The sequence below is a fragment of the Flavobacterium cheongpyeongense genome, from assembly GCF_003202435.1.
Classification (GTDB): Bacteria; Bacteroidota; Bacteroidia; order Flavobacteriales; family Flavobacteriaceae; genus Flavobacterium; species Flavobacterium cheongpyeongense.
The window spans coordinates 210,529-224,148 of the sequence record NZ_QJHK01000001.1 but is presented as its reverse complement, the minus strand read 5'-3'; the positions used below and the strand labels follow the sequence as shown (position 1 = coordinate 224,148).

Annotated in this window: 9 protein-coding genes and 2 tRNA genes; 3 read left to right on the top strand and 8 right to left on the bottom strand. The window is 32.9% G+C overall.

Going from position 1 to position 13,620, the window contains the following annotated elements; translation table 11 throughout:
- Positions 1-62 precede the first annotated feature (62 nt).
- Together DMB65_RS00965 and DMB65_RS00960 are read right to left on the bottom strand one after the other, a co-directional pair.
- The gene (locus DMB65_RS00965) at positions 63-899 is read right to left on the bottom strand and encodes an ABC transporter permease (RefSeq protein ID WP_110304804.1); all 837 of its coding nucleotides are present in this window, start codon (positions 897-899) and stop codon (positions 63-65) included.
- On the bottom strand, positions 896-1,813 hold the full coding sequence (locus tag DMB65_RS00960; RefSeq protein WP_110304803.1) for an ABC transporter ATP-binding protein: 918 nt from the start codon (positions 1,811-1,813) through the stop codon (positions 896-898). The genes DMB65_RS00965 and DMB65_RS00960 overlap by 4 nt, the downstream gene beginning before the upstream one ends.
- 96 nt (positions 1,814-1,909) lie before the next feature.
- On the opposite strand from DMB65_RS00960, the gene DMB65_RS00955 reads away from it, so the two are divergent.
- A complete protein-coding gene (locus tag DMB65_RS00955) occupies positions 1,910-2,962 on the top strand; it encodes a hypothetical protein (RefSeq protein ID WP_110304802.1) in 1,053 nt (350 codons plus the stop codon).
- Between the two features lie 13 nt (positions 2,963-2,975).
- Positions 2,976-3,836 (top strand): SdiA-regulated domain-containing protein, encoded by an 861-nt coding sequence (locus tag DMB65_RS00950; RefSeq protein ID WP_110304801.1) that lies wholly within the window; start codon positions 2,976-2,978, stop codon positions 3,834-3,836.
- A 67-nt stretch (positions 3,837-3,903) separates the two neighbouring features.
- Here DMB65_RS00950 and DMB65_RS00945 read toward each other — a convergent pair whose 3' ends face one another.
- Positions 3,904-7,638 carry a metallophosphoesterase gene (locus DMB65_RS00945; RefSeq protein WP_110304800.1) on the bottom strand — a complete coding sequence of 1,245 codons (3,735 nt, stop codon included), beginning with the start codon at positions 7,636-7,638 and terminating at the stop codon, positions 3,904-3,906.
- A gap of 27 nt (positions 7,639-7,665) precedes the next feature.
- On the opposite strand from DMB65_RS00945, the gene DMB65_RS00940 reads away from it, so the two are divergent.
- A complete protein-coding gene (locus tag DMB65_RS00940) occupies positions 7,666-8,844 on the top strand; it encodes a Pycsar system effector family protein (RefSeq protein WP_110304799.1) in 1,179 nt (392 codons plus the stop codon).
- 15 nt (positions 8,845-8,859) lie between these two features.
- On the opposite strand, the gene DMB65_RS00935 is transcribed toward DMB65_RS00940, so the two are convergent.
- From DMB65_RS00935 to proS, 5 genes are all read right to left on the bottom strand, one after another.
- A complete protein-coding gene (locus DMB65_RS00935; protein WP_110304798.1) occupies positions 8,860-11,229 on the bottom strand; it encodes a GAF domain-containing protein in 2,370 nt (789 codons plus the stop codon).
- A gap of 165 nt (positions 11,230-11,394) precedes the next feature.
- On the bottom strand, positions 11,395-11,646 hold the full coding sequence (gene rpsT, locus DMB65_RS00930) for a 30S ribosomal protein S20 (protein WP_007803459.1): 252 nt from the start codon (positions 11,644-11,646) through the stop codon (positions 11,395-11,397).
- A gap of 154 nt (positions 11,647-11,800) precedes the next feature.
- Positions 11,801-11,872, bottom strand: a tRNA-Glu gene (locus tag DMB65_RS00925).
- Between the two features lie 40 nt (positions 11,873-11,912).
- Positions 11,913-11,984, bottom strand: a tRNA-Glu gene (locus DMB65_RS00920).
- Between the two features lie 78 nt (positions 11,985-12,062).
- The gene (gene proS, locus DMB65_RS00915; protein WP_110304797.1) at positions 12,063-13,541 is read right to left on the bottom strand and encodes a proline--tRNA ligase; all 1,479 of its coding nucleotides are present in this window, start codon (positions 13,539-13,541) and stop codon (positions 12,063-12,065) included.
- Between the last annotated feature and the right edge of the window lie 79 nt (positions 13,542-13,620).

Sequence of the window (13,620 nt, the reverse complement as noted above, 5' to 3'; positions counted from 1 at the left end):
TTACAAAATGATTTCTCCGAATACATTCAAATAATCTAAAAAAAACTACATTATACAGAAGACTATAAATCTCTTTTTTTCAACAGTTTATATGAAAGATAAACAAATAAGAAAGTCCATACTAAAACAATCAGAACTGAAAAGTAATCAACACTATAGTCTTTAACATTTTCAACGCCCATTTGTGCGCCAATAGTTTTAATTACTGAAAATCTTGTGAATGGCTCAATAATTAAATTTGACATTGCCTCTAAAGGAAAAAACTGAGTGATTTTTTCATCTATATTGCTATTAGGAAAAACCCAAAATGCTAAAATACCTTTAGCAATAGATTCTATAAAAAGCCATACTAAAAGAAAACCTAATGCAAAAGCCGAGCGTTTTACTAAAATCCCCAAAAACAAACAAAAAGAAAAGAAACACGTTAACTTAACAAAAAAAGCTACCAGATAATCTAAATCCATTAAAATTACATCAAACTCGTTATAAGATGAAAAACATAATCCCAGAATTAAACTCATAACAAAAACGAAAATGGTAGAGCATAACGCAAAAAGTATTACTGTCAAAAATTTTGACAACACAAATTCTTTTTTGCTTAAACCATCAATCAAATTTTGTTTTAAAGTCCCATAGCTATATTCGTTTGCCATCATGGAAACAATTACAATAGCCAGAAAAAATTTCAGCCAGGCAGCTACATACGTATTAAAATGCCAGATAAACGGAAAATTAAAAATTCCCATTTCGGCCAAATGGAATTTAAAAATCCCAAGATCAAATTTTATTGACGCAATTAAAGCTATAAATGAAAGTAAAATAAAATAAGTCAGTGTTAATACTTTACTGGCTTTATTTTTCCAGATTTTTTGAAATTCTATAGAGATAAGTCTGTTCATGATTCGTTATTTTGAACGCTGGCGTTTTTGGTTAATTCTAAAAATTGGGCTTCTAAACTATTTTTGCGTTTCACCAAATGGCTTAATGCAATATTTTTTGAAAATAGAAATCTATTTAACTCGGAAGCAGATAACTCTGATTTTAAATAAACCAAAATTTTCCCTTCTTCTTCAGCAATCCTGTCTACAGCAGGATGCTCATTCAAAATAGTCTTCAAAGCTTCATTATTTTCAGACTGAATTTCAAAGAAACCTTCATTTGCAGACATTCCATCCACAGAACCTGAGTAAAGCATCTCCCCTTTTCGCAAAACAACTACATGCGAACAAACTTTTTCAACTTCATCCAATAAATGCGAAGCCAGTAAAATGGTAGTTCCCTGAGAAGCAATTTTTTTGATAATATCCCGAATCTGATGGATTCCCTGTGGATCTAAACCATTTGTGGGCTCATCTAAAATTAAAATTTCCGGATCATTTAAAAGTGCTGAAGCAATGGCAAGACGCTGCTTCATTCCAAGCGAAAAAGTACTGAATTTGCTATTCTTTCTTTCTGTTAAACCTACCAAATCGAGTTTTTCAAGGATTTTAGAATAATCAATGCTTTTTATTTTGCAGACCAATTTCAGGTTTTCTTCAGCGGTCATATAAGGATAAAAATTGGGGCGTTCTATAATAGCACCCACTTTTTTCAAAGCTTCGTGTGTCTGCATTTTACCGCCAAACCAGCTGTAATTCCCTGATGTTCGGTTTACAACATTCAGCACAATACCTAAAGTTGTCGATTTTCCGCTTCCGTTTGGTCCTAAAATACCATAAACGCGTCCTTTTTGTATTTCAAAAGATATATTTTTAAGAGCCTGAATCCGCCCATATCTTTTATGAAGATTCTCAATTCTAAGTATGGTTTCCAAATTTATTTTGATTTTAGTTTTTAGTAAGACGTTTCAACTTTCTTTTTGTTACTCCTGAAAATAAATTAATGTAAATTTGCATTAAAGATATTGAAAATGAACGAGCCTTTAATGCTGTTAAAAAAACCTTCTTATCCTTTAACACAATCCCTTTTAAGTTATCTGGAAAGATACGAACGAATCTCAAAAGTTTCTGTGTTTTATGATGATTTATTGCGTTTCTCGGGTTCTATAAATGTATATGACAAACATAATGTCGATACTTTATGGATCAGGGTTTACTATAATGAATTTGAAAGGAATGAAATTGACCTGAACCTAAAAAAAATCTATTCTCTTTTACATTCAGATGGAAACAGCGAAATTATTCAGTACTTAAATATTGATGCCATTGACTATTGTACTTTTGGGAATTCAAAACCTTTCCGAATTAAAGTACGAAATATCCTAAATGACAATTATGTTCACTTTTACATCAAAAAAGCAGATGCTTCAAGAATTTACGGTCTGGAATTAGAAGATATCCTTTCACCGGATAAAATCAATTTTCTGGTTTACAACAATACGTTGATCGAAGAACATATTATCGGAATTCCGGGTGATGTTTTCATGGATACTTTACTGGATTCCTGTACCGAAACTGAGAAATCCCAAATAGCAAAGGAGTTTGTGAAATTTAACGAACGCTGTATGATTCGGTTATTGGGCGACATGAGAGCTTATAATTATGTAATTGTGCCGATTCATGATTTTGATCAGGTTGTTTATAAAATACGACCGATAGATTTTGACCAGCAATGTTATGAAGGCAATTTCAAAGTGTATCGTCCACAGTTTTTCAAAGAAAATTATCCCATGATAAAACTAATTAAGGACAAACTTGAAGAGCGTTCTATTTTTCAATATAAAGATGAAGAGCGCGCTATTTTGGCAAAACGTATTCACTCGGCAGAAAACAGAATTAAAAAGCTTTTGAATATTATGTGCCACGATACCATTTCTACAGAAGAACATCTGAATCAGCTAAAAATGGAATTGTACCGTTATACCAACGACATGAAATTTAAAAATGCCAGATCAATGGGACATATTATGCATGCCGCATTCGAATTTATAACACGTAATTTTAAAAACACTAATTTGGTTTAAAAATAAATAATCTATGAAAAAGTTTTTTTTGTTTGGAATTTCTATAGTTTTATTAGCCTGTCAACAACAATCCAATACTGATTTAAAAACGCTTTATTCACTTCCGAAAAAGTTAAAGGAAGTCTCTGGCATTACTTATTTTCCCGAAACCAATATGATTTACACCTTGGAAGACAGTGGTAATAAAAATGAAATTTATGCCCTAAATCCAGAAGGGAAATTAGAAAAAACCATTGCTATTACCAATGCTGTAAATACAGATTGGGAAGATATCACAAAAGACAAGGAAGGAAATATTTACATTGGTGATTTTGGCAACAATGACAACAAACGTCAGGACTTGTGTATCTATAAAGTTGCAAAAGGTGAATTAAATAAAGAAAATGCAGTTTCTGAATATAAAGTTTCTTTTTCATATCCCGAACAAACTGAATTTCCTCCAAAGAAAAAAGAGTTGTTTTATGATGTTGAAGGCTTTTTTGAACAAAATGGTTATTTTTATCTTTTCACCAAAAACCGAAGCAAAGGTTTTGACGGAACGGCTTTTATTTATAAAATTAAAAATGCTCCAGGTACTCAAGAAGCGGTTCGAATAGGTAAATTCAAAACCTGTAACAATTATAATCATTGTGTTTTGACCAGTGCAACCATCAGCCCTGACGGAAAGAAAGTTGCTCTATTAAGCCATGACAAAATCGTTTTATTCAAAGACTTTACCGGAAATCAATTTCACAAAGGATCTCAAACAGAAATAAGTCTAAACCATTTTTCGCAAAAAGAAGCCATCGTTTTTAAAGACAATAACACTTTATTCATTGCTGATGAAAAAACAAATAAAATTGGGGGAAATGTTTATGAATTCAAATTAAAGTAATGAAAATATAAAGTCGCTAAAGTTTTAAGGGTCAGAAACCCTTAAAACTTTAGCATCCTATCTTAGTCTAGAAACTATAGGCGGCTCCAAAAACCACTCTTCCACGCTCATCTGGTGACTGAAAATAAGAGATTCTTGCCGTAACTAAGTTTATAGCATTCAGCCATAGACCTCCTCCAAAATCCTGATGCCATTTTTTTGAATTTTCTCCATCAAGCCAGATTCTTCCGTAATCAAATCCTGCGAGAACCCCATAGGTCATAGGTGCTATAATACGATGGATTTTTCCAATACTCCATCTCAAATCTGTACTTTGAGAAAAATAAGAGTTCCCCAGAAAGCGTTCATTCCTGTAACCGCGTAAATCAGAATCACCTCCTAAAGATGCACCGTGATAAAAGTAAAAATTATCATTCATAATGGCCTTACCTTTAAAAGAAGTTGCGAAAACTAATTTTCCGTTATGATCTATTTTATGAGTAATACCTAAAGTACTTTCAAGCGTTGGAAAATTCTGTTCGGCATCAATTAAATTAGTGGTCCACATACCCGAAATCATAAAGTGAATACCAAGTGTAGGTTTTGCTGCAAAATCAGCATTTTTAAAAACATATTTTACTTTTACGGCTGCGTAATTCTGGCTGTCAAACACTTTAGTATCTACTATGACCGGAATGCCGATAAATCTGTCATCTGTTTCTTCAACCGTCATTCTTTGAAAAATAGGCTGAATGCTAAATTCACTTCCAAACCGCCCCACATGCCTTGCAGCACCAGAAACATGCAATTTCCTTATACGAACTCTGTTAAAATCCATTCCTAGATCTTTATCATTATTATCAGTTTCATTGCCGTATCCAAAATAATTCATCGCAAAATTTGGTGTGGTGTACTGAGAATCAACATCTATTACCCATTTTCCTAATAGTCCCGGAAAATGAGCTTCGTAGTTAAATTCTAAACCTCCGGTAGCAAAATAATAAAACCCGTTAAAAATATGTTTTTGCGTATAGGGATTCTGTTGAAAATTATTTACTATATAGTTTATATTAACTCCCGTTTTCACCCCGTCATCAGGATTATAACCAATATTGGGAAGTCCGGCGACTACATTATATTTTGGTCTTTCGTAATTATACAAATTAACATCATAGTCATCCGTAAGCTGTGTTTTGGCTTTCGAATCTAAATTATAGGTGTTTGGTTTGGATTTGAAATCGTATACAATCACTTTTTTACCATTTTCGATAGTATAAATATCATGATTCTGGCCTCCGATCAACCGAATCTTTATTTTTGATTTTTGATTTCCTTTTACTTCAAAAACATCATCGTCATCAAGTCCGTAAATCCATAAATTTTGGGTTTTGGTATCAGTTACAGTTTTTTTATAAACCATTTCCTCTCCCTCTTTTTTAAGCCTGAAAACTTGTATTTCAATACTTTTTTTCGACTTATGACTGATAACAAACTTATCTTTCTTATCAGTTCCGGCTATCATAACGGTACGACTTAGCACATCAAAATATTCAGAAGCATATTTTTGAAGGTCTTTTTTTCTGCTTTTTAATTTATTTTTGATGTCTTCTACCGTTTCATCCTGAACTTCTTTTGGCATGTTTGTAAAAGCGTTATCAATATCCGTATCTGATAAACTTTCCTGAATAAATTTAGCCTGAGCAATCCAGTCGTTTTCTTCTGCCGCTCTCAGGAAAGCCAAATCCATTGGATAAGGTTCTCTTCCAAGCCATTTAACATTGATTTTATCACCCTTAAAAGTACGCATATGACGAAGCGCAGGAATATTCATTAAAAGCGAAAGTAAAGCTCCATCATACTTCACAAAAGCCTGGTCACGATCACGCGGAATTGGTTTGTAAATAACCTTATCTTCTTTTTTATATTCACCCCAGCGCCATTGGTCGCTATGCCTGTCCCAATCACCAATCAGGATATCAAACAAACGGGCTTTTATATATTCCTTTTCATCGACTGTATATTTCTCATCCCTGTGAAGGTTTTTCATCATATCATCTGTACTGATAATATTAGATGGATTTCCAAAATTTTTAGCATCCAGATGATTGTCTGCCGGACGTTCTTCAACCATGTACAACTGGTTCCCGAAACTGGAGTTAAACTCTTTTAATCCTTCTTGTTTCGGAATATAATATAAAACCGGATTCGTATGTGAAAGTCCTATCTGATCAGACATACTCGCAGTTACAAAAGGTGTGTATGGATGAGACGTCGTGTAAAAATCGAGTAAAAAATCCTCTGTGTATGTATTTTGGAAACCGGTCGCAACGTATTGGTCTTTAAAAGCAACCGACTGCAAAAATGCGGTTGCACTTTTTTTCATAGCCCGCATCACATATTCCCTGCCTTTTGGATCTGACATTCGTAATGAAACAGATTGATGACCACCACCTTCCCGAATAGGTATCAAGCCGCCCTTTAAAGTATCGGTTGTAGCTATTCTGGCTTCAATTGGCATACTGTAAAATTTTCTGTAATGTTTGCCAAATAAGAGCTTATAAAACAAACTTTTATCGGTCATTTCAGGAGAATAGATTGAAGTTTTAATAGTTGATGGAAATTTATCCGAAATATCTGAAGCCCCGTTAAACTCTTTCGTTTTTATGATTTCCTGTTCAAAAAGCATTTTCTCCTTGTTATTCTCATTTCCGAAGAAGGCTACTTTTGCATCACCGCTATTGTATAAAGTCAAAGTTGCATAACCATTCCCCCCATATGAAAAATCAGTCGAGTTGATGGCTCTTGCAGCTTCAGATTTTGAACCGGCTCCACTAATAATCTGCCTGATATTTTCTTTACTGATATACTGAAGGTTATGATCATGTCCTGAAACGACAATCACATTTTTTTGCTTTTGAAGGAGTGTTTTAATTCTTTTTGAGTAAATCGTGTATTGTTTATTTTGAAGATCCTGCGGACTCACACCAGATGTTTTTCTTAGTAAATTGATAAACGACCCAATTACCGGAAGCGGAATCTTTTTCTCTAAAGGGAACAATTGTTTTTCTAATGAAAACTGACCACCATGCGTTCCGTTGCTCATCAAAGGATGATGAATCGCAAGCACCACTGTTTTTTCCTGATTTTTATTAAAAACACTTTCCAGTTCATCAAAAAAATCTTCTCTGGTTTTAATATCACAATTGTCATTAATTGTTGGGTGATTATCCCAGTCTTCTAAAAACCATTCACTATCAACAGTTACTAATACTATAGTGCTGTCAATTTTTACATCTTCAATTGGACAGGATTTTCTAGGCAGAAATGCTTTTTTATCATTTAAAAATTGGGTTACAAAATCAGCTTGGCGTTCCAATCCTTTTATTCCGTTGTACCAATCGTGATTTCCTGGAATTACAATCGTTTTCCCCTTAAATCCTTTACTTAATTTTAATTGATTCGTTAGTTTTTTTTCTGCCTCAGTAATATCAGTAATATTATTGTCTTTCGGAAACCCTTTTGGATAGATGTTATCTCCTAAAAACAATAAAGTTGCTTTTTTATTAGACTTTTTAAGTTTTTGATGCAACAATTCCAGTGTTTGCTGTGCCTGCTCTTCATCAGCATTGCCAGCATCTCCAACTAAATAAAAAGTATGCGCAATTTTTATGGTATCTGTTGCGTTTTGTGTTTCGTTAACACTTACATCTTTTCCGTACTGCGCTTTGTGTGTTGCACAGGAATAAAGAAAAAAAATAGCCGCTGTTGTCAAAAGAAAGTTTTTAATCTTTGCAATAAAATGATTATCCAAAAACAATTTCATAATTTAGTGGTATAAAAAATATTCTCTATGAATCTAGTAGAACAATCCGAAGATTTCGTTATTAATTTACTCAAAGATAAACTATCTAATTTATATTCTTACCACAATTTTAGCCATACTCAAAGTGTGGTAAATGCAACAAAAGAATTGTGTGAAAAAGAAAAAATAAATGCTGACGAGAAGGAATTACTTTTGGTTGCCGCATGGTTTCATGATACCGGATACACAAAAGGTTATGAAAATCACGAAAATGAAAGTATAAAGATTGCTGCAGAATTTCTAAAAAAAAGCAATCAATCAGAGGATTTTATAAAAAAAGTAGGTGAACTGATTTCGGCTACAGCCAAAGAATATGAACCAAAAAATCATTTAGAAAAAATAATTAAAGATGCGGACTTCATACACATTATTAGTCCCGAATATACGAGTACGTGTGAATTATTACGCCTGGAATTAAAAAATACTGGAATTGTAGATTTTTCTAATTTGGAATGGGCTACAGAAAACTTCAAATTTTTAATGACAAGACATCGATTTTATACGGATTATGCTCAAAAAAAATGGCAGCCTTTGAAAGAAAAAAACCTGGTTAGAATTCAGAAAAAAATAAACAAACAAGAAACAAAAGAAGCCATTGCTGTTAAAGATGAAAATCAGAAAAAGGAAAAATCAGAAAAAACGGATCGCGGTGTTGATACGCTATTTCGTGTTACTTTAGGCAATCATACACGTCTAAGCGGAATTGCTGACAGCAAAGCGAATATTTTATTATCCGTAAATGCTATTATTATTTCAATTGCACTTTCTTCTATTATTCCAAAATTAGATAGCCCTAAAAATGTTCATTTGGTTATCCCTACTTTTATAATGCTGATCTCAAGCGTCATTACTATCATTTTTGCTATTCTATCAACAAGACCTAAAGTGACCTCTGGTATCTTTACACGCGAAGACGTAGAAGCTAAAAAAGTAAACCTAATGTTTTTTGGGAATTTTTATAAAATGCCATTAAACGAATATGAGTGGGCTATGAACGAAATGATGAAAGACCGGGAGTATTTATATTCTACTATGATAAAAGATTTATATTATCTGGGTTTGGTTTTACAACGAAAATATAATCTGCTGCGAATTGCATACAACTTTTTTATGATCGGACTTATTATTACAGTAATTGCTTTTGTAATAGCATTTAAAAGCATTTAAGAAAGCTCAACTAATTTAGTTGAGCTCATCTAATAAATCCTGATAGGTTATTTTTTTTATTGACTGACCTGCGTTTTGATTAATTACTTTTACTCGAATCGCTCTCAATCCTGAAACACCTTGTAAATCTTCAACTTCAAACTGCTCAATAGCTGGCTCTAGTATTTTTTTATGCTGTAAGTATTTAATGTATTTTAAATATTCTGTTTCTTCATTATTTTGAGAATAGACAATTGTAATCTTTTCCTTTTCTGTAATTCTTTCATTTGTTCCTTTGATATTTGATTTATCAATACGTTTCTTAACAACCTCATATCTTGCATTATAGGTTCCATCAACATCAAAACGCTTTTCATCCATTCGAAAACGGATAGAAAGCGGAACGCTGAAAACCAAAATTAATGAAGTCACATCCAATTCATACGGAAGTGATTCCTTAAGCTGATGATGCTCTAATTCCATTTCACACAAGGTCTGTAATTGCCACAATCTAAGATTATGCAAATACATAATATCAAATGGCCTCGAAGGAGAAATTGATGCGCCTATATACAAATTATGCTCAACACCGTCTGTTTTAAAACGCTCGTAATAATGTGGATAAATCTGCTGTGCTTCTATTTGTTTTTTATCTAAAACCGAAGCTAGTTTTTTATTGATAATCGACATAGCATTATCAAATTTCTTTCTTTCCTGATAAAACATTCCTGTTTTTTCATCCAGACTTTGAAAATACAGTTCTTCTAATTTTTTATTTTTTGCTGTATCATTTGTGTTTTTTAGAATAGGATGAATTTCTTCTTCAATATAGCGCTGAATGTGTTGTTCTGTATCCGCTTTTAAGGGTTCGTCTAATTCATTCCGAAGCGATTCTAATTCAAATTTACGTTGCTCCAAAAGCATTAAACTACTATTAGGCTTTTGATTTTCAAAAATTTCTAAAATAGTACTAAGCTGATTTTTCAAATCCCTTTTAACTGTTTCATTGCGATGTTCAGACGAACTTTTAATATCAATTTGTCCGTAAAGCGGAAAAACATTTTTAAAAACAATTTCTTTAAAAATATAATCTTTCGAAGGATTATTATTCTGAAAATAATTCTGAGACTCTTTTTTGAATTTCCAGTAAACACTAGGATGAATTGTTGTGTATTCGCGTTGAATAACAGCCTCTACCTGATGTTGCATATCCGTATTATAACGATCAATTGTATCCGTAAGATATGGTAAAACCAATTCTAGTTTTGTCACATTTACACTATTTAAAGCTTTAGGCTTTTCTGACACCAATTCAAAGACGCCCAATAAATTTCCGTCTTTAATAACCGGTGCAAAAATACAGCTATGAATATTTTGACTTAATAAATGTTCTCCAAGTCTTTTATTTGTTGATTCTTCTATAAATTTAGTCACATTAGAAATTACAAAAGTTTCTTTATTGTCTAAAAGTTTGTCAAAAGAATATCCGAAAAAAGCATTTTTACAATCGACTTCCTGATCAGAAGAAAGTAAAAAACTTTTTAGCTCTGTTTCATGCTTTTGTGGGTGAATCAACTTTTCTTCTTCCGGGTTATAAATAATAAAACCAACTTTTAAGTTTGGAATATTAAAAATTGACTGAAAAATATTTGAGATTTCCTGTTCTTTCGCAACGCTTTTTGGATCTGATTTTAATAAATTACTTTTTAAAGTCGAAATAGCACTTTCTGTTGTAGCATCAAATAAAGAAACAATTCCAAACCCCCTCAAAAGCCAGCTCTCTTTTGGAAATTTAGATTTCCACAAATCAATATCATTATAATTATCAATCAACAAATCAATATCTTCCTGAGTTAAATGCACCGCACGTTCTGTTGGAATAATTTCTATAAAATCGGCATTGTACAAAATCCGATAGTGTTTTTCAACTCCTTCTTCGTTTGGAATATCATAGAAAAAAGGTTTATTAAAATCAATATGCTGTTTGTAGTAACTACTTAAAACCAGACAGCAGTTGTTAATATAAAATTGATGCTCATCAAAATCACGGATTTCCATATCAAATTCCGAGCCTGCGTTACTCAAAATTTTCCTGAATCGCTCTGTATAATTGAAAGTTAAATTTTGAAATGGAATTGTAACTGCTTTTATTTCATTATGTGTTAAGGCAGTCGGAAACAAATCTGCCAACAGGTTTTTTATCAGGCCTTCATTTTTTTGAATAATCTTATAATCTTCAATACCTGTTCTAAACTCCGGAAGAGGTTCTATTTCTTTCAGGATTGCTTTTGCATAATTTGATCGATAATCAACATCTGACAAGGCAATTTCTTCGAAAGATTCAATTAATTTATGAAATGATATTATAGTTCTGAAAGGACTTTCTTTAAACAAATGAGTATTCATCTGAAATGTAATTTAGAATACAAAATTAACAAATATGTCAATCTAATTACTTATTTGATCTGTTTATTTCTTATTTTCAAATTTCAAAAATTAAATTTTATGTTTTTTAAACAAAAAAGTCCTCTAAAAGAGGACTTTTTATATTATTTGGGAAATTGTAATTAATTACAATTTAGCAACATGTTTCGTTAATTTAGACTTCAGGTTAGAAGCTTTATTATCATGAATAATGTTCTTTTTTGCTAATTTATCAATCATTGAAATTACAGTTGATAATTTAGAAGCAGCATCAGATTTTTCAGTAGCTAATCTTAATGCTTTAATAGCATTACGAGTAGTTTTATGTTGGTATCTGTTAAGAACTCTTCTTTTTTCGTTACTTCTGATTCTTTTTAATGCTGACTTATGATTTGCCATTTTTTTTAATTTTAGATGTAATAATTTATTATAAATACTAGTTAAAAAAGAAAAACCTCCCACAATTGCAAAACAATCACTTTGGTTTTAACTAACAAAATAAAAACCGAGACACCAATTTTTATTTTATAAAACTTATTTACAACTAATTTAGTAGTCCGTGGGGGAATCGAACCCCCCTTACCAGGATGAAAACCTGGCGTCCTAACCGATAGACGAACGGACCATTAACATCAAGTTAGATAACTTAAATCGCATAAAAAAAGTAGTCCGTGGGGGAATCGAACCCCCCTTACCAGGATGAAAACCTGGCGTCCTAACCGATAGACGAACGGACCGTGTTTCTCTAATGCGGATGCAAAAATACAACTATTTTTAAGATGTACAATACCTGATGCAAAAAAAATATTTTTTTTTTAATAAGCCTTCGCAAACAACACTCTTTTTACAGATGGATTCCCTGTAAACACACAGCTTCCCGCCTCTTCCAGATGACTTAAAGGAATACAACGAATCGTTGCTTTTGTCAAGTCTTTTATTTTTTCTTCAGTAGCAGCTGTACCATCCCAATGAGCCGAAACAAACCCTCCTTTACCCTCTAAAACCTCTTTAAATTCCTCAAAACTATTCACTTCCGTAATATGTGCATTACGATAGTCTAATGCTTTGTTAAATAAATCTGTCTGAATCTGTTCTAAAAGCTCATTTATATAATTTACAATTCCCTCACCAGAGACTGTTTCTTTCGACAATGTATCACGTCTTGCAACCTCAAAAGTTCCATTTTCTAAATCTTTTGGACCAACAGCAATTCGGACAGGAACCCCTTTCAATTCCCACTCTGCAAACTTAAATCCTGGTTTTTGAGTTGTTCTGTCATCATACCTAACAGAAATCTTTAACTTTCTAAGTTTAGCTGTCAAATCATTAACCGAAGCCGTAATTTCGGCTAACTGCTCATCTGTTTTATAAATTGGAACAATTACGACTTGTATAGGCGCTAAATTTGGAGGCAAAACCAATCCCTGATCATCAGAATGTGTCATAACCAAAGCCCCCATTAAACGAGTTGAAACTCCCCAGGAAGTTCCCCAAACATGTTCCTGTTTTCCTTCAGCGTTTGCAAACTTCACATCAAATGCCTTTGCAAAATTCTGTCCCAGAAAATGAGATGTCCCTGCCTGTAATGCTTTTCCATCCTGCATTAAGGCCTCAATACAATAGGTTTCATCTGCTCCTGCAAAACGTTCAGTTTCGGTTTTTATACCTTTTACAACAGGAATCGCCATAAAGTTTTCTACAAAATCTGCATAAACATTCATCATTTTCTCAGACTCTTCTACTGCTTCTGCTTTTGTAGCGTGTGCCGTATGCCCTTCCTGCCATAAAAACTCAGCAGTCCTTAAAAACAAACGGGTTCGCATTTCCCAACGCACGACGTTTGCCCATTGATTAATCAACAAAGGTAAATCTCTATAAGACTGCACCCATCCTTTATATGTAGACCAGATAATGGCCTCACTTGTTGGACGAACGATAAGCTCTTCCTCTAATTTAGCATTCGGATCCACCATTAATTTTCCCGGTTTATCAGGATCGTTTTTTAACCTGTAGTGTGTTACGATAGCACATTCTTTCGCAAATCCTTCTGCATTTTTTTCTTCAGCTTCAAACATGCTTTTAGGCACAAACAAAGGAAAGTATGCGTTTTGATGTCCGGTTTCTTTAAACATCCTGTCTAACTCTGCCTGCATTTTTTCCCAGATAGCATATCCGTATGGCTTAATAACCATACATCCCCTTACTCCTGAATTTTCTGCTAGATCTGCTTTGACAACCAGTTCGTTATACCATTTCGAATAATCTTCTGATCTTGTAGTGAGGTTCTTACTCATATTGAATAGTTTGGCACAAATTTTGTTTTATTTTTTTAACTAAATAGTTTGACAAAACTAACTATTTTTGTAATGTGCA

Coding starts and splice junctions, on each gene's coding strand:
- DMB65_RS00965 (WP_110304804.1), bottom strand. CDS start 899: ATGAACAGACTTATCTCTATAGAATTTCAAAAAATCTGGAAAAATAAA.
- DMB65_RS00955 (WP_110304802.1), top strand. CDS start 1,910: ATGAACGAGCCTTTAATGCTGTTAAAAAAACCTTCTTATCCTTTAACA.
- DMB65_RS00950 (WP_110304801.1), top strand. CDS start 2,976: ATGAAAAAGTTTTTTTTGTTTGGAATTTCTATAGTTTTATTAGCCTGT.
- DMB65_RS00945 (WP_110304800.1), bottom strand. CDS start 7,638: ATGAAATTGTTTTTGGATAATCATTTTATTGCAAAGATTAAAAACTTT.
- DMB65_RS00940 (WP_110304799.1), top strand. CDS start 7,666: ATGAATCTAGTAGAACAATCCGAAGATTTCGTTATTAATTTACTCAAA.
- DMB65_RS00935 (WP_110304798.1), bottom strand. CDS start 11,229: ATGAATACTCATTTGTTTAAAGAAAGTCCTTTCAGAACTATAATATCA.
- rpsT (WP_007803459.1), bottom strand. CDS start 11,646: ATGGCAAATCATAAGTCAGCATTAAAAAGAATCAGAAGTAACGAAAAA.
- proS (WP_110304797.1), bottom strand. CDS start 13,541: ATGAGTAAGAACCTCACTACAAGATCAGAAGATTATTCGAAATGGTAT.